Source organism: Streptomyces sp. NPDC055103 (genome assembly GCF_053607625.1).
Genome location: NZ_JBSGTX010000114.1, coordinates 1 through 16,674, shown reverse-complemented (window position 1 = coordinate 16,674; position 16,674 = coordinate 1). Strand labels below are relative to the sequence as shown.

Genomic DNA, 16,674 nt, shown 5'->3' with positions numbered 1-16,674 from the left:
GGGGGGGGGGGGTTACCCCCCCGGGCTTTTGGGCGGGTCCGGCGCCCCTGCCCCAAGCCCCCCCGCCGGCTCCCCCCCGGGTGGCCCCGTACCGGCCTCTCGGCATGTCCGGGGCGTGCTCAGCCCTCGGCGGCGACCGGAGCGTGACGGGGTGCCGGGCCCGGGTCCGGCGCGCGGACCGGAGCCGGGTCGGGCTCGTAAAGCGGCATGGCGGGGGCCGGGTCGGGCTCGTGGCGGACCGTGGCGGGGGCCGAGGCCGGGACCGCCGCCACGGTGTCCGCCGTCACCTTCGCGACCGCCACCGTGTCCGTGACCGTCGCCACGGCGCCCCTGTCCGCCGCCACCGTCGCGACCGCCACCGTGTCCGCGGCCGTCGCGACGGGCATCGCGTCCGCCGCCGTGCGGCGTTCCGGGAGGAGTGCGAGGACCGCCTGGCGGTGTGACTCGCTGGTGGCGTCGTCGTACGGGTCGGGCGTCGCCGGCACCTGGAGCCGCAGGACGGGGCCCGTCCCGAGGCGGGCGTAGCCGCGGCCCGGCGGCACCTGGGGCGTCGGCGTGGTGTGCGGCGCGGCGCCGAGGACGGCGGCGATCTGTTCGGGGGCGGCGGGGCCGAGCACGATCCGCGCGCGCGTGTGGGTCCGTACCGTCTCGCTCAGCGTGTCCGTGCTGTCGAACTGCTCGGCCACCACCACCGTCACCTGCGCGGCGCGCCCGTGGCGCAGCGGCACCTGGAGTAGCTCCTGCGGGTCGGGGCGGCCGTCGGCGGCGGCGAGGTGGCCGAGGATGCCCGGCCGGTCGAGGAGGATCCACAGCGGCCGCCGGGTGTCCTCGGGCGCGGGATGCCCCGCCTGGCGGGCGCGGTTGGCGGCGATCAGCCGCCGCTCGGTCTCGTGGGCCGCCCACTCCAGGCTGGCCAGGGCTCCGGAGAGTCCGCACTCGACGGCGAGGACACCGTCGCGGCCGGTCAGGCAGGCGTACTCGCCGGTGCCGCCGCCCTCGACGATCAGCACGTCCCCGTGCGGAAGGGCCTGGAGCGCGATCGACCGCAGCAGGGAGGTGGTGCCGCTGCCCGGCTGGCCCACGGCCAGCAGGTGCGGCTCGGTGGAGCGGGGTCCGGTGCGCCAGACCACGGCCGGCGCGTCCTCCGTGCCGTCGGCCGCGACCACGGGCACGGTGCGCTGCACGGCGTCCCCGTCGGTGAAACCGAGCACGGTCTCGCCCGGCACCGTGACGAAGCGCTGGGCGGCGATGGTGGTGGGAAGGGCGGGCAGCACGCTCATGTCGAGCCGGTTTCCCTCCTCGTCCCAGTCGAAGCGGTACTCGCGGCCGCGCCCCGACTTGGCGTGCAGCAGCTGCTCGATGCGGGCGCGCGCGGCCGGCTCGCCGTCGGTGAAGTACGGGGGGTACGCGATCCTCAGCCGGGTCGGCCGGCCGTCCTCGTCGAAGGCGTACTCCCCGAAGGCGCCGCTCCAGTCGCCGCCGTGGGCGAAGAGCGGGGAGGGGTCGTCGGGGACGGAGAAGTACGGCACGAGGGCCTCGTACAGGCCCTTGAGCCGGGCGATCTCCGCGTCGTCGGGCCCGGTCTTCACGACCGGGCGTTCGCGCCCCTTCCACGCGGCGGCGCCCATGAGCGTGACGAGCGCGAGCAGCGGCCCGTACGGCATGAGGGCGACGACCAGGACGCAGGCCGCGACCAGGAGCAGCGTGGGACCACGCCGCTCCTTGGGGGTCGCGGCCCACTTGGCGCGCGCGGTCGCGGCCAGCTTCCGCAGCCCACGGGAGACCGTGATCAGCGGATGGAGCACGTCGGTGGCGCTGTCGGCGGCCGTGCGCGCGATCTCTCGGCTGCGAGCGATCTGCGCGCTGCCGCTGCTCAGAATGCGGGGGAGTGGTCGCCGGGCCACGTCGTACTCCTGGTTTCGTGGAAGGGGCTGGGAGGGGGCAGGGGGAGGGTGCCCCCTCGGGGCGTCAGAACTTGATTCCGCCCAGGAGACCGGCGAGGCTCTGCCCGCCCGCCGTGATGCTCGGGGCGATGGCCGTGCCGGCGAGGTAGAAGCCGAACAACGCGCTGACGAGGGCGTGCGAGGCCTTCATCCCGTCCTTCTTGAAGAACAGGAAGCAGATGATGCCGAGCAGGACCACGCCTGAGATGGACAGGATCATTTGGTGTTCTCCTGGTTGAGGGGACAGTCACCATGAGTCCTTCCAGGTTCACAGCAAGTATCTATGTGACTAAAGGTGCAATAGGGTGAAATCTTCCCGATTTCACTTCATTGGCGGTAGGCGGACGTTCCGCCGGGTGGCGAAATCCCGGCGGTGCGCTAGTGGCGGACCGAGAGCGGATCGCGGTGATCTTTGCCTCAGTCGGGCGCGGTCATGTCGCCCGACGGGCAGTACCCTGTCGATTCACTCGTACGGCCGCGCTTGCCGTGCGCAGGTCAACACTGCAGGAGAGAGGCGGTTCCACCCGATGAGCGAGACTCCCGACCCCGAGGTCGTCGAGCTGGCGTCCAAGGTCTTCGACCTCGCGCGCACGGGGGACGCCGACGGCCTGGCCGCCTATGTCGACGCGGGCGTTCCGGCGAACCTCACCAACGACAAGGGTGACTCCCTCGTCATGCTCGCCGCCTACCACGGCCACGCCGCCGCGGTCTCGGCCCTCCTGGAGCGCGGCGCCGACGCCGACCGCGCCAACGACCGCGGCCAGACCCCGCTCGCGGGCGCCGTCTTCAAGGGCGAGGACGCCGTCGTCCGCGCCCTGCTCGCCGGCGGCGCGAATCCGGAGTCCGGGACTCCGTCCGCCGTCGACACCGCGCGCATGTTCGGCAAGGCCGATCTGCTGGAGCTCTTCGGAGCCCGGTGAACGGGTACTGAACCCCAGGTGAGGGCGGCGTCGTAAATGTGGTCGCGGTGGCGAAATGGGTGGGTCATCATGACGTCGGGCCCGGCAGACCGGGCCACCGACGAGAGGCAGAGGAAGATGGTCACTGGCAAGCGCAGGACGACGAGCGGCCCGACATGTTGCCGCACGGCCTAGGCGTACAGGGATGTATCGCCTGACCCGGGTCATCCCGGTCTCCCCCGGTCGTGTCGACAGCTTGATGTGAGGCGTCTTCCATGTTCGATCCAGTCATAGCGCCGAGCGGCACCCTGCTCGGCCTGCTGCAGAGGGGCCGCGGCGACGGCACCCTGCACGCGCTCGCCGCGCCACGGGCCGAGGCCCTCGCGGCCCTCAGTCACTGTGTTCTCTCCGACCCCCGCCACGACTGGCAGGTCGAGAACCGCTCCCTCTACTACGCCCGTCTCTACCTGGACCTCCACGGCGGTCTCGACGAGATCGAGGCGCACCTCTTCGGTGCCGAGGACCACCTCGACACCGAGGAGTCCAGGACCGGGCTCGCGCTCGCCGTCCTGGGGCACCTCGCCTCCTACGGACGCCAGGACGCCCTGCTCCTGCTCCGGCGCTACGCGGCGACCGGCACGAACTGGGCCTGGGCCCTGGACGAGCTGGCCCTGCGCGACGACGACGCCGGGCTCCGCGGGCTCGCCCTTCCCGTACTCGCCCGCTTCCCCGCCGACCCGGCCGGCGACGCCGAGCTGGCGAGCGTCGTGCGGGACGCCTTCGAGCCCCGGCCCTGGCGGCTGTGGGCCGAGGACCGGCGGGAAGCCGTGGGCGCCCGAGTCAGGGCCGCCCAGGAACAGGGCTCCTTCGACCGCTGGCAGCGCCAGATGCGCCCCGCGGGCCCCCGCCCCGGCTGGAGCGTGAAGGCCGTCCTCGACTGGGCGCAGGAGGGGTACGAGCGAGGTGCCGTGCTTCACGGCCCCGCCGCCCGATGCCTCGGCGCCGTCGCCGGCCCCGAGGACCGCCCCGAACTCCTCGCCGCAGCCCGCGACGGCTCGACGGGCGCGCGCGGCGCCGCGCTCCACCACCTCGCCGCCTCGCGGGACCCCGCCGTCCTCGACCTCGTGGAGGCCGCCGTCGACGGCGGTTCCCGTGAGGTCGCCGAGGCCGCCGTCGCCGCCTACCGGCGCATGTGCGGCGAGGACGCGGTCGCCCGCGCCCGCGCGTGGGTCCGGCGCACCGACGAGCTCGGCACCGCCGCCGCCGAGGTCCTCGCCTGCCGCGGCACGGCGCAGGACGCCGGCCTCGTCCTCGGGGCCCTGCGCGGGACCATCCGCTCCGCGGGCCCCGACGCCCCCGAGCTCGCCGTCCTCGTCGACGGAGCGGGCCGCCTCGACATCGCCTGCGCCGCGCCCGTGCTCCGCCACGTGTACCGCGAGACGTCCTCGTCCCAGCTGCGCGGCCGGGTGGCCCGTTCCCTCGCCGCCACCGACCCCACCTTCGCGACCGGTTTCGCCGTCGAGTGCCTCTGGGACTGCGAGGAGACCACCCGCGAGGTGGCCGCCCAGCACGCCGAGACCGGCGACGTACGGGTCGCCGAGCGGCTCCGCCGCCTCGCCGCAGACCCGGCCGAGGAGGCCGAGGTCCAGACCGCGGTGCGCAACCGGATAGGACCGGACCTACAGGTCTGACCCTTGCCGGGACGACCCCTTCCCGGGCCTGACCCCTCCCCAGGTCCCCACCGGGTTCGACCCTTACCGTCCCGTCGCCCGGACCCCGGGGCGGCGCGGCCCGCGGCGGAGATCCCGCCGAACGAGGCCCCGCCCCGGGCGTCCGGCGACCGGACGCCTGCACGGGCCGTCGGCGCCGCGGCGAAACGCTCAGGCGACCGGACGCCTGCACGGGCCGTCGGCGCCGCGGCGAAACGCTCAGGCGACCGGACGCCCGCACGGGCCGTCGGCGCCGCGGCGAAACGCTCAGGCGACCGGACGCCCGCACCTTGCCCCCGGCACCGCGGCGAAACGCTCATGGGACGTTCCCCCGCCGTCCAGATCGACGTCGGCGGGTACACGCCAAGCGGGACGACAACACCCGTATGCGTGTCGTCATCGTCACAGAATCCTTCCCTCCCGATGTCAACGGTGTGGCGCACTGCGCCCTTCAGACCGCGCGCCACCTCGTCCGCCGGGGCCACGCCCCGCTCGTCATCGCCCCCGCCGTAGCCGAACCGTCGGCGGACGCCGACGCCCCATGCGCCGTCGTCCGCGTGCCCTCCCTGCCCCTGCCCGGCTACCCCCAGGTCCGGGTCGCCCTGCCCAGCCGCCGCGTCGCCGCCGCCATCGCCGCGCACCGCGCCGACCTCGTCCACCTCGCCGGACCCTTCGTCCTCGGGGTGCGCGGCATGACGGCCGCCGCCCGGCTCGGCATCCCCGCCGTCGCCGTCTACCAGACCGATCTCGCCGGCTACGCCCGTACGTACGTGGGCACCGGCGAGGGCGCCGCCTGGCGCCGGCTGCGCGCCGTCCACGGCGCCGCCGACCGCACCCTCGCCCCGTCCACCGCCGCCGTCCGCGACCTGGAGGCGCACGGCATCGGCCGCATCCGGCTCTGGGGGCGCGGCGTGGACACCGTCCGCTTCCGCCCCGGCCTCCGCGACGCCGGCCTGCGCCGGGAGCTCGCCCCCGGCGGCGAGCTCCTCGTCGGCTACGTAGGCCGCCTCGCGCCGGAGAAGCGCGTGGACCTGCTCGCCGGGACCCGCGGCATACCGGGTGTACGCGCCGTGGTCGTCGGTGACGGACCCAGCGGGCCGGGGCTGCGCGCCGCGCTGCCGGAGGCGCTGTTCCTGGGCCGCCGCACCGGTCACGACCTCGCCCGGATCTTCGCCTCGCTCGACGTCTTCGCCCACACCGGCCCGTACGAGACCTTCTGCCAGACCGTCCAGGAAGCCATGGCGAGCGGGGTCCCGGTGATCGCCCCGGCCGCCGGCGGCCCCCTGGACCTCGTCGACCACGGGCGCACCGGGCTCCTCGTACCGCCCGGCGACCCCGACGCGCTGCGCGAGGCCGTCGCCTCGCTCGCCGCAGCCCCGGACGTGCGCGCCGCCTACGGCCTGGCCGGCCGGGCCGCCGTCGAGGGCCGCACCTGGGAGGCGGTCGGCGACGAGCTGATCGGCCACTACGAGGAGGTCCTGCGCGAGCGGACGGCGGTGGCGGCGTGAACGGCGGTCGTACCGCATCGGGAAGTCAGGCTTCAGGAAGTCCGGCTTCGGGAAGTCCGGCTCCGTGCGGTGGCGACGCCGGCGGCGGCGCCGGTCGTGCCGCTCAGGGGAGCGGTACGAGCGGCGGGCTGCGAATCGTGCGGCTCGCCAACTTCGTGACCGCCACCTCCGGCGGCCTGCGCACCGCGCTCGACCAGCTGGGCCGCGGCTACCTCGCCGCCGGACACGAACCCGTCCTCGTCGTCCCCGGCGACGTCGCGAGCGACCACCACACCGAACAGGGCCGGGTCGTCACCCTCCCGGGGCCCGTCCTGCCCGGCACCGGCGGCTACCGGGTCCTCGCCGACCGGAGCCGGGTGCGCCGCCTCCTCGACGAACTCGCCCCCGACCGCATCGAGGTCTCGGACCGCACGACCCTGCGCTGGACGGGGGAGTGGGCCCGCCGCGCCCGGGTGCCCTCGGTGATGGTCTCCCACGAGACGGCGGACGGGGTCCTGCGCACCTGGGGTGTTCCCCCGGCGCTCGCCGCCCGCACGGCGGACCGGCTCAACCGCCGCACGGCCTGGGCCTTCGCCAGGGTCGTCTGCACCACGGAGTGGGCGGAGCGGGAGTTCGTACGGATCGGCGCGCGCAACGTCGTACGGGCTCCGCTCGGCGTCGACCTGGAACGCTGCCGGCCAGGACGCCGCAGCACCGTGCTGCGCGCCCGGTACGCGGACGGAGAGCGGGTGCTCATGGCGCTGTGCTCGCGCCTCTCCGTCGAGAAGCGGCCCGGTACGGCCCTGGACGCCCTCGCGGAGCTCCGGGGCGCCGGGGTCCGGGCGGCGCTGGTCGTCGCGGGCGACGGGCCCCTGCGGGGCGCCCTGGAGCGGCGGGCGCGCGAGCGACGCCTTCCGGTGCGGTTCCTCGGGCACGTCGCCGACCGGGAGGCCCTCGCGGACCTCCAGGCCGCGGCGGACGTGTGCCTGGCCCCGGGCCCCGCGGAGACGTTCGGGCTCTCCGCCCTGGAGGCCCTCGCCTGCGGGACCCCGGTCGTCGTCAGCGCCTCCTCCGCCCTCCCGGAGGTCGTCGGGGCCACAGGGGCCGTGGCCGTCGACACTCCGGAGGCCTTCGCGGCGGCGGTACGGGGAGTGCTCGCCACGCCGGAGATCCTTCGGCGGGCCGCCGCACGCGCGCGTGCGGAGGGTTTCGCCTGGGACCACTCGGTGGCCGCCTTCCTCCAGGCCCACGACGCGCGGCCGTCACCCCGGCCCCACCTCCGGCCCCTGCTCCCGCCGCAGGCCGTCCCGTCCCGCACCCAGGAGGCAAGGCGATGACGGGGGAGTCCGTGGAGGTGGCGGCTTCCCCGCAAGGGGCAGAGGGAGCCGCTTCCGGTACCGCTTCCGGTCCCCGTACCCGTACCCGTACCGGAACCGGCCCGGTCCGGTTCGCCGCGCTCGGCGACTCGTTCAGCGAGGGCGTCGGCGACCGGGTGGACGGCGCCTGGCGCGGGTGGGCGCCCCTGCTCGCCGAGGGACTCGCGGCCGAGGGGCAGGAGACGGTGCTCCTGAACCTCGCCGTCGGCGGCGCCCTCAGCCGGGACGTCGCCGAGCACCAGCGGCCCCGGGCCCTCGCCTTCCGGCCGCACCTCGCCTCCGTGGTCGTCGGCGTCAACGACACCCTGCGTCACACCTTCGACATCGCGCTCCTCGCCCACCGCCTCGACCGCGCGTTCGCGGACCTCGACGCCGCAGGGGCCGTCCTCCTGACCGCCTGTCTGCCCGACCCGGGGCGGATGCTCGGCCTGCCGCCGCCCCTGGCCCGCCCCCTAGCCCGCCGCCAGCGCGCCGTCAACGCGGTCGTGCACGCCCTCTCCGACCGGTACGACGCGGTCCACCTGCACCTCGCCGACGACACCTGGACCCAGGACCGCGCCCTGTGGAGCGCCGACCGGCTCCACCCGGGCGAACGCGGCCACCGGGCCGTGGCCGCCGGCTTCCACCGGCTGCTCGCCGCCCGGGGGCTCGCCCACGGCGCACAGCCCGGGCGGGAACCCGTACAACCGCCACCGACCAGGGCGGAGGCCGTGCTCTGGCTCGCCACCGCGGGCACCGGCTGGGTGCTGCGCCGCAGCCGTGACCTGCTCCCGCAGTTGCTCCTGCTCGCCGGCGCCGAGCTCCGCCATTGGGCCGACGGCACCGGCACCACGCCCCTCGACGCGCGCGCGGACGCCGCCCTCGCCGCCGCGCTCACCGCCACAATGGGGAGATGACCGGGCGCTGGGAGTTCTGGATCGACCGGGGCGGCACCTTCACCGACGTCGTGGGACGGCGGCCCGAAGGGCGTCTCGTCACCCGCAAACTGCTCTCGCACGACCCCGCACGCCACCAGGACGCCGCCGTCGCCGGGATCCGCGCGCTCCTCGGGCTCGGCCCCGGCGAACCCGTCCCCGCCGACCGGATCGCCGTCGTCAAGATGGGGACCACCGTCGCCACCAACGCTCTCCTGGAGCGGCGCGGCGAACCGACCCTGCTGCTCGTCACCGAGGGCTTCCGGGACGCCCTGCGCATCGCCTACCAGAACCGGCCCCGGCTCTTCGACCGCCGCATCGTGCTGCCCGAGGCGGTGTACGCGCGCGTGGCCGAGGTCCCCGAGCGCGTCGACGCCCGGGGCCATGTCGTCCGTCCCCTGGACGAGGCCGCCGTCGGCGAGGTCCTCGCCGACGCGCACCGGGACGGCTTCCGCTCCGTCGCCGTCGTCCTGCTGCACGGCTACCGCCACCCCGCCCACGAGACGCGGATCGGCGAGGCCGCCAGAGCCGCCGGCTTCACGCAGGTCAGCTGCTCGCACGAGGTCAGCCCGCTCATCAAACTGATCCCGCGCGGCGACACGACCGTCGTCGACGCCTATCTGTCGCCGATCCTGCGCCGGTACGTCGACGAGGTCGCCGGCGAACTCGCCGGTATCCGCCTCATGTTCATGCAGTCCAACGGCGGGCTGCGCGAGGCCGCCCACTTCCGCGGCAAGGACGCAGTCCTGTCCGGACCGGCCGGCGGCGTCGTCGGCATGGCCCGTACGTCGGCGCAGGCCGGACACGAGCGGGTCATCGGCTTCGACATGGGCGGCACGTCCACGGACGTGTCGCACTACGCCGGCGCCTTCGAGCGTGAACTCGGTACACAGGTCGCCGGGGTACGGATGCGGGCCCCGATGATGAGCATCCACACCGTCGCGGCGGGCGGCGGCTCCGTCCTCCACTACGACGGCCGCCGCTACCGCGTGGGCCCCGACTCGGCAGGCGCCGTCCCCGGTCCCGCCTGCTACCGCCGCGGCGGCCCGCTCACCGTCACCGACGCCAACGTCATGCTCGGCCGTGTCCAGCCGGCCCACTTCCCCGCCGTGTTCGGCGAGACCGGTGACCGGCCCCTGGACGCCGAGGTCGTACGGGAGCGGTTCACGGCCCTCGCCGAGGAGACCGGCGGCGGCCGGACCCCGGAGGAGGTCGCCGCGGGCTTCCTGGAGATCGCCGTCCTCAACATGGCCAACGCCGTCAAGAAGATCTCCGTCCAGCGCGGCCACGACGTCACCCGCTACGCCCTCACCAGCTTCGGCGGCGCCGGCGGCCAGCACGCCTGCGCCGTCGCCGATGCCCTGGGCATCGACACCGTCGTCGTACCCCCTCTGGCCGGCGTGCTCTCCGCGTACGGCATCGGGCTCGCCGACGCCACCGCCATGCGGGAGCGGTCCGTCGAGGCCGAGCTCGACGCCCCCGGCACCCACGCGCGTGTGGCGGCCCTCTGCGACGAACTCGCCCAGCGCACACGCGAGGAACTGCGCGCCGACGGGCTGCCGGACGCGGCGATCACCACCCACGCGCGCGTGCTCCTGCGGTTCGCGGGGACGGACGCGAGCCTCCCCGTCGACCTGGCCCCCGCCGCAGCGATGAGAACCGAGTTCACAGCCCTCCACCGGACGCGGTACGCCTTCACCATGGACAAGCCGCTCGTCGTCGAAGCGGTCTTCGTGGAGGCCGTCGGCAGAGCGGGGCCGCACGGCCCCGTCCTCATCGACAGCGGGGAGCGGACAGGGCCCCTCGCCCCCCGGGCCACCGTCCGGATGCACAGCGGCGGCGCGCCCCACGACACCCCGCTCCACCGGCGCGAGGACCTCCGCCCAGGTGACACCGTCGACGGGCCCGCGCTCCTCGCCGAGGCCGACGCCACGACCGTCGTCGACACCGGCTGGCGGGCCACCGCGACGGACGGCGGACACCTCCTCCTGCACCGCGTCACCCCGCGCCCCGCGCGCGTGGCCCCCGGGACGGACGTGGACCCGGTCCTCCTGGAGGTCTTCAACAACCTCTTCATGGCCATCGCCGAACAGATGGGCGTGCGCCTGGAGAACACCGCCCACTCGGTCAACATCAAGGAACGCCTCGACTTCTCCTGCGCCCTCTTCGACGCCGAGGGCAACCTCATCGCCAACGCGCCCCACATCCCCGTCCACCTCGGCTCCATGGGCGAGTCCATCAAGGAGGTCCTGCGGAGGCGCGCGGACGACATGAGGCCCGGCGACGTGTACGCCATCAACGACCCGTACCACGGCGGCACCCACCTCCCGGACGTCACCGTCGTGACCCCGGTGTTCGGCGAGGCCGGCGACGAACTCCGCTTCCTGGTCGCCTCCCGGGGCCACCACGCCGAGATCGGCGGCATCACCCCCGGCTCCATGCCCGCCTTCAGCCGCTCCGTCGAGGAGGAAGGCGTCCTCTTCGACAACTGGCTGCTCGTCCGGGACGGCCGGCTCCGCGAGGCCGAGACCCGGGCCCTGCTCACCGGCGCCCGCCACCCCTCCCGCGACCCCGACACCAACCTCGCCGACCTGCGCGCCCAGATCGCCGCCAACGAGAAGGGGATCGAGGAACTGCGCCGAACCGTCGAGGAGTTCGGGCTGGACGTCGTCCAGGCGTACATGCGGCACGTCCGCGCCAACGCCGAGGAGTCCGTCCGCCGCATCGTCGCCCGGCTCCACGACGGCACGTACCGCTACGAGACCGACGGCGGCGCGGTCATCCGGGTCGCGGTCCGCGTCGACCGCGAACGGCGCTCCGCCGTCGTCGACTTCACGGGCACCTCGCCCCAGCTGCCCGGGAACGCCAACGCGCCCACGTCCGTCGTCATGGCCGCCGTCCTGTACGTCTTCCGTACCCTCGTCGACGAGGACATCCCGCTCAACAGCGGCTGCCTGGAGCCCCTGGAGATCCGCGTCCCGCCCGGCTCCATGCTCGCGCCCGTCCACCCCGCCGCGACCGTCGCCGGGAACGTCGAGACCTCCCAGGCCGTCACGGGCGCGCTGTACGCGGCCCTCGGCGTCCAGGCCGAGGGCTCCGGCACCATGAACAACGTCACCTTCGGCAACGCGCGCGTGCAGTACTACGAGACGATCGCGAGCGGCTCCGGCGCCGGCGACGGCTTCGACGGCGCCGACGCCGTCCAGACCCACATGACCAACTCCCGGCTCACCGACCCCGAGATCCTGGAATGGCGCCACCCTGTCCGGGTCGACGCCTTCGCGGTACGGGAGGACAGCGGCGGGCACGGCCGGTGGCACGGCGGCCACGGGGTCGAGCGCCGCATCCGCTTCCTGGAGCCGATGACGGTGGCCCTCCTCACCGGCCACCGCAGGGTCCCGCCGTACGGGATGGCCGGCGGCGAACCGGGCGCCCTCGGCGAGAACCTCGTGGAGCGCGCCGACGGCACCGTCGAACACCTCGACGGCGCCGCGACGACCGAGATGGGCCCCGACGACGTCCTGGTGGTCCGCACCCCCGGCGGCGGAGGCTACGGTGTGCCGCCCGCCACGTCGTGAAGGTCCCGCTCAGCGCACCGGCACGAACCGCACCGGCGTGCCCGGTACCGCCTGTGCCGCCGCGCCAAGGTCGGCCTCCCGGACCACAGCGACCACCGGGTAGCCCCCGGTCGTGGGATGGTCCGCGAGAAAGACCACCGGGCGCCCGTCCGGCGGCACCTGGACCGCGCCCAGGACCATGCCCTCGCTCGCCATCTCTCCCTGCCGCGCGCGCTCCAGCGCCGGTCCGTCGAGCCGCAGCCCGATCCGGTTGCTCGCCGAGGACACCCGGTACGCGCGCGTGCCGAAGGTGCGCAGGGCGGCGGCGGTGAACCAGTCGTCGCGGGGGCCCGGCCGGACCCGCAGGACGAGTTCGTCCGGCGGGCCCGGCCAGGGGGGAGCGTCGGCCGACCCCCGTACGGCCGTGTCCGCTCCCAGCGGCAGCACCGCCCCCTCCACCAGCGGCGCCGGGCCGAGCCCGGACAGCAGGTCGGTGGAGCGGCTGCCGAGCACCGGTTCGACGGCGACACCGCCGCCGAACGCCACGTACGAGCGCAGCCCGCGTACGGCCGCGCCGATCTCCAGGAGCGACCCGGCCGGCACCCGGACCGCCGTCCCCCAGGCGGCCGGGCGCCCCTCCACCCGGACCGGTCCCGGCGCGCCGCCGACCGCGATGGTGACGGCGCACCGGGGCCGCAGCGCGCACCCGTCGACGGTGGTCTCCAGGACCGCGGCGTCCTCGTCGGCGCCGACGTTGCCGACGAGCCGGTTGAGGAGCCGTACGGCCCCCGGGTCGAGCGCGCCCGAGCGGGGCACGCCGAGATGCGCGTACCCAGGGCGCCCCAGGTCCTGCACGGTGGTCAGCGCCCCCGACCGGACCACGGCGACGGCGCGGTCGGTCATCGCCCGCCCTCCGACGCCGGCCCGCCCGCCAGGGTGAACCGGACGCGGGTGCCGGGCGAGAGGAGCGCGGCGGGCTCCCGCCCCGTGTCCCAGAGCACCACGTCCGTGGTGCCGATCAGCTGCCAGCCGCCGGGGGAGGAGCGCGGGTACACGCCGGTGTAGCGCCCGGCGAGGGCGACCGACCCGGCGGGGACGGCCGTGCGCGGTGTGGGCCGTCGTGGTACCTCGTACCGCTCGCCGAGCCCGGTCAGATAGCCGAACCCCGGCGCGAAGCCGCAGAAGGCGACCCGGAACTCGGTCGCCGTGTGGACGCGTACCGCCTCCTCGACGGACACCCCCCACAGGACGGCGACCTCCGCCAGATCGGGCCCGTCGTAGCGGACCGGCACCTCCACCGCCTCACCTACGCGCGCGTGGAGGGGCGCCACTTCCCAGCCCTTCAGCTCGTCCGCGAGCCGGGCCGGGTCCGCCACCCCGTCGAGCAGGACCGTCCGCGCCGCCGGCACGATCTCCTGTACGGCGGGCAGCACACCGGCCGCCCGTCGCCGCAGCAGCTCGGCGTGGAAGGCCTCCGTCTCCGCGCCGCCGGCCAGCTCCACGAGGAGCGCCCGTTCGCCCACGCGCAGCGTCCGCACGCCCGTACTCGTGCTGGTACCCGTACCCGTACCCGTACTCATGCTCATGCGAAGGCCTCCACCCGGACCCCGGAGGCCTCCAGGTGCTCACGGACCCGGCGGGCGAGGCCCACCGCGCCGGGGGTGTCCCCGTGCAGGCACAGCGACCGGGCCCGTACGGCGACGGAGCTCCCGCAGTGCGCCGTCACGACCCCGAACCGGGCCATGGCCACCGAGCGCTCCACGACATGGTCCGGATCGCTGACGACTGCCCCCTCCTGCTCCCGTGGCAGCAGGGAGCCGTCCGCCCGATAGGCCCGGTCGCCGAACGCCTCGGCGACCACCGGAAGTCCGGCCTTCGCCGCGGCCTCGTGCAGCCGGGACCCCGGGAGTCCGAGGACGGGCAGCGCCCGGTCGGCGAGCAGGACGCCCTCGACGACCGCGGTGGCCTGCTCCTCGTCGCGGACCACCCGGTTGTACAGCGCGCCGTGCGGCTTCACGTACGCGACGCGCGCGCCCGCCGCCCGGGCGAAGACCTCCAGGGCGCCGATCTGGTACGCCACTTCGGCGGCCAGCTCCGCCGCGGGGACGTCCATCGAGCGCCGTCCGAAACCGGCCAGATCCCGGTAGGACACCTGGGCCCCGATCCGTACGCCCCGATCGGCCGCCAGCTCGCAGACGCGCCGCATGGTGGCCGCGTCCCCGGCGTGGAAGCCGCAGGCCACGTTGGCGCTGGTGACGACGGAGAGCAGTTGCTCGTCGTCGGTCAGCGTCCAGCGGCCGAAGCCCTCGCCGAGGTCGGCGTTGAGGTCGATCGAGGCCCAGGTCATCTGGTGCTTCCTTTCCCACCTGGTCGTGCGGTGGTGCTGCTCGGTGCTCGGTGCGCTGTGCTTCTTCGTGCGGTTCGGATGACTTTGATGATTCAGACGGAGACGCGGTACCGGTCGTCCCGGATGTCGGTGACGTACATCTCCCCGCCGGCCGTCGGGCCCGCCGTCCCGGACCGGGCACGCGCGCGTGCGTCGCGCGGATCGAGAACCGCCGTGCCGGTCATACGAGTTCCCTCCCGCGCGTCTCGGGCAGCCCGAACAGGGCCAGGACGGCCAGACCGTAGCCGATCGCGCCGAAGACCAGCGCCCCGCCGACGCCCCAGCTCCCGGCGAGGAAGCCGACCAGGGTCGGGAAGACGGCGCCGATCGCGCGGCCCGTGTTGTACGTGAGTCCCTGCCCCGTCCCGCGGACCGGCGTCGGGTACAGCTCGGCCAGGAAGGATCCGAACCCGCTGAAGATGGCCGACATGCAGAAGCCGAGCGGGAAACCCAGTACGAGCAGAAGGGAGTTCGCACCGATGGGGATGTTCGTGTACGCGAGGACGCAGAGCGCCGACAGGATGGCGAACAGCGCGATGTTCTTCTTCCGGCCGAGCCGGTCCGTGAGGTAACCCCCGGTCAGGTAGCCCGCGAAGGCACCGGAGATCAGGAAGGCCAGATAGCCGCCGGTGCCGACGACCGTCAGCCCGCGTTCGGTCTTCAGGAAGGTCGGGACCCAGGTGGCGAGCGTGTAGTAGCCGCCCTGGACGCCGGTCGAGAGCAGGATCGCGAAGAGAGTCGTGCGCAGCAGCGCGGGGCGGAAGACGGCCCGGAACGAGCCGCGTTCCGCGCTGGCACGGCGGAGCTCCGCCGCCTGCGGGGCGTCCTCCACGTTCCGCCGCACGTACACGACGAGCAGGGCGGGCAGCGCGCCCGTCCAGAAGAGGATCCGCCAGGCGAGGTCCGCGTCGGCGAACTGGAACACCAGGGTGTAGACGAGCACCGCGAGCGCCCAGCCGGCCGCCCAGGCGCTCTGGACGGCGCCGAGCGTACGCCCCCGGTGCTTGGCGGAGGCGTACTCGGCCACGAGGATCGCGCCGACGGCCCACTCGCCGCCGAAGCCGAGGCCCTGGAGGGCCCGGAAGACCAGCAGGGTCTCGTAGTTCGGGGCGAAGCCGCAGAGCACCGTGAAGAGCGCGTACGTCACGACCGTGATCATCAGCGCCCGCACCCGGCCGACGCGGTCGGCGAGGACGCCGGCGAGCGCACCGCCGACCGCCGAGACGACGAGGGTGACGGTGGTCAGGAGGCCGGTCTGGCCCTTGTCGAGGTGGAAGTACGCGGCGATGGCCACCATCGACAGGGGCAGGGTGAAGAAGTCGTAGGAATCCAGGGCGTATCCGCCGAAGGCGCCGCCGAAGGCGCGTCGGCCGCGCGGCCAGGCGAACGCGCCCGCATCGTCGGGCTGTTCGCCCTGGGGCTGCTGCCGGGTCTGTGTCGTGCTCATCTGCACCTCGCTGGAGGGGGAGACGTGCCTGAGAGACGTACCGAGGAACCGTGCGGTGCCGATAACGTAGAGGATTGTTCAACGATCCGACAAGGGGCGTGTTGTCGCTTCCGTGTTTCTGCGGTTGACTCGCCGCGGACGGCGGAAGGGAAGAGGTGCTGTGGACGTGAGCGAGGCCGGAGATCTGGCGGACGACCGCGTGCTGCTCGGGCGCACGAGCACGGCGGAACGGGTCGCGGACATCCTGCGGACCCGGATCGCGGAGGGCTACTTCTCGCCGGGGGTCCGGCTCTCCGAGGAGAGCATCGGCGGCGCCCTCGGTGTGTCCCGCAACACACTCCGCGAGGCCTTCCGGCTCCTCACCCACGAGCGTCTGCTCGTCCACGAGCTCAACCGCGGGGTCTTCGTCCGGGTCCTCGCGGTGGGTGATGTCGACGACATCTACCGCACCCGTCGACTCGTCGAATGCGCCGTCGTCCGGGGGCTCGGGCAGCCGCCGTACGCCGTCGACGGACTCGTCGCCGCCGTCACGGAGGGCGAGAACGCGGCCGGCGCCGAGGACTGGCGGGGCGTCTCCACGGCCAACATCCACTTCCACCGCGAACTGGTCGCCCTCGCCGGCAGCGCGCGCACCGACGAACTGATGCGCGGCGTCCTCGCCGAACTCCGGCTCGCCTTCCACGTCGTGGACGACCCCCGCGCGCTGCACGAGCCCTACCTCCTGCGGAACCGGGAGATCCTGGACGCCCTGCGCGCCGGCGAGCGGGCCTCGGCGGAGCGGCTCCTCGCCCGCTACCTCGACGACTCCCGCACCCGGGTCGCCGCCGCCTACGCCCAGGCCGTGGACGACCCGGCGGGCCCCTAGATGAATGAGTCCGATGTTCGTGCTGGTCGCGACCATGGCGAAGGGCGCCCGTTGGTCAGTGTGTGAAGACAAACCTGGACGCCCTTCTGGC

14 protein-coding genes are annotated in these 16,674 nt (G+C 74.6%); 7 read left to right on the top strand and 7 right to left on the bottom strand.

The features are described 5' to 3' along the window. Positions 1-119: 119 nt before the first annotated feature. Together ACWFR1_RS38455 and ACWFR1_RS38450 are read right to left on the bottom strand one after the other, a co-directional pair. Positions 120-1,904: a hypothetical protein gene (locus ACWFR1_RS38455; RefSeq protein WP_453560286.1), complete on the bottom strand. Its 1,785-nt coding sequence runs from the start codon at positions 1,902-1,904 to the stop codon at positions 120-122. 64 nt (positions 1,905-1,968) lie between these two features. Beyond that, positions 1,969-2,163 (bottom strand): hypothetical protein, encoded by a 195-nt coding sequence (locus tag ACWFR1_RS38450; protein ID WP_015032212.1) that lies wholly within the window; start codon positions 2,161-2,163, stop codon positions 1,969-1,971. Positions 2,164-2,470: 307 nt separating this feature from the next. On the opposite strand from ACWFR1_RS38450, the gene ACWFR1_RS38445 reads away from it, so the two are divergent. The 6 genes from ACWFR1_RS38445 (at position 2,471) to ACWFR1_RS38420 (ending at position 11,906) form a co-directional block, all read left to right on the top strand. After that, positions 2,471-2,863, top strand: coding sequence for an ankyrin repeat domain-containing protein (locus ACWFR1_RS38445; protein ID WP_453560284.1), 393 nt, complete (start codon positions 2,471-2,473; stop codon positions 2,861-2,863). 254 nt (positions 2,864-3,117) lie between these two features. Further along, positions 3,118-4,533, top strand: coding sequence for a HEAT repeat domain-containing protein (locus tag ACWFR1_RS38440; RefSeq protein ID WP_453560281.1), 1,416 nt, complete (start codon positions 3,118-3,120; stop codon positions 4,531-4,533). Positions 4,534-4,937: 404 nt separating this feature from the next. Next, positions 4,938-6,059 carry a glycosyltransferase family 4 protein gene (locus ACWFR1_RS38435; protein WP_453560279.1) on the top strand — a complete coding sequence of 374 codons (1,122 nt, stop codon included), beginning with the start codon at positions 4,938-4,940 and terminating at the stop codon, positions 6,057-6,059. A 128-nt stretch (positions 6,060-6,187) separates the two neighbouring features. Further along, the gene (locus tag ACWFR1_RS38430) at positions 6,188-7,375 is read left to right on the top strand and encodes a glycosyltransferase (protein WP_453560290.1); all 1,188 of its coding nucleotides are present in this window, start codon (positions 6,188-6,190) and stop codon (positions 7,373-7,375) included. Then, positions 7,372-8,310 (top strand): SGNH/GDSL hydrolase family protein, encoded by a 939-nt coding sequence (locus ACWFR1_RS38425; protein ID WP_453560276.1) that lies wholly within the window; start codon positions 7,372-7,374, stop codon positions 8,308-8,310. The genes ACWFR1_RS38430 and ACWFR1_RS38425 overlap by 4 nt, the downstream gene beginning before the upstream one ends. After that, on the top strand, positions 8,307-11,906 hold the full coding sequence (locus ACWFR1_RS38420; RefSeq protein WP_453560274.1) for a hydantoinase B/oxoprolinase family protein: 3,600 nt from the start codon (positions 8,307-8,309) through the stop codon (positions 11,904-11,906). Before ACWFR1_RS38425 ends, ACWFR1_RS38420 begins: the two co-directional genes overlap by 4 nt. Before the next feature lie 9 nt (positions 11,907-11,915). On the opposite strand, the gene ACWFR1_RS38415 is transcribed toward ACWFR1_RS38420, so the two are convergent. The 5 genes from ACWFR1_RS38415 to ACWFR1_RS38395 all read right to left on the bottom strand — a co-directional run bounded on the left by ACWFR1_RS38415 (position 11,916) and on the right by ACWFR1_RS38395 (position 15,718). Then, positions 11,916-12,788: a 5-oxoprolinase subunit C family protein gene (locus ACWFR1_RS38415; RefSeq protein ID WP_453560272.1), complete on the bottom strand. Its 873-nt coding sequence runs from the start codon at positions 12,786-12,788 to the stop codon at positions 11,916-11,918. Beyond that, positions 12,785-13,465 carry a 5-oxoprolinase subunit B family protein gene (locus ACWFR1_RS38410; protein WP_453560288.1) on the bottom strand — a complete coding sequence of 227 codons (681 nt, stop codon included), beginning with the start codon at positions 13,463-13,465 and terminating at the stop codon, positions 12,785-12,787. Before ACWFR1_RS38410 ends, ACWFR1_RS38415 begins: the two co-directional genes overlap by 4 nt. Before the next feature lie 2 nt (positions 13,466-13,467). Then, the gene (locus tag ACWFR1_RS38405) at positions 13,468-14,232 is read right to left on the bottom strand and encodes a LamB/YcsF family protein (RefSeq protein ID WP_453560270.1); all 765 of its coding nucleotides are present in this window, start codon (positions 14,230-14,232) and stop codon (positions 13,468-13,470) included. Between the two features lie 92 nt (positions 14,233-14,324). After that, positions 14,325-14,456 (bottom strand): hypothetical protein, encoded by a 132-nt coding sequence (locus ACWFR1_RS38400; protein WP_453560267.1) that lies wholly within the window; start codon positions 14,454-14,456, stop codon positions 14,325-14,327. Beyond that, on the bottom strand, positions 14,453-15,718 hold the full coding sequence (locus tag ACWFR1_RS38395; RefSeq protein WP_453560265.1) for an MFS transporter: 1,266 nt from the start codon (positions 15,716-15,718) through the stop codon (positions 14,453-14,455). Before ACWFR1_RS38395 ends, ACWFR1_RS38400 begins: the two co-directional genes overlap by 4 nt. Positions 15,719-15,878: 160 nt before the next feature. Between ACWFR1_RS38395 and ACWFR1_RS38390 the strand changes: the two genes are divergently transcribed. Beyond that, entirely contained in the window at positions 15,879-16,583 is a 705-nt protein-coding gene (locus tag ACWFR1_RS38390) for a GntR family transcriptional regulator (protein WP_453560262.1), read from the top strand. Positions 16,584-16,674: the final 91 nt, after the last annotated feature.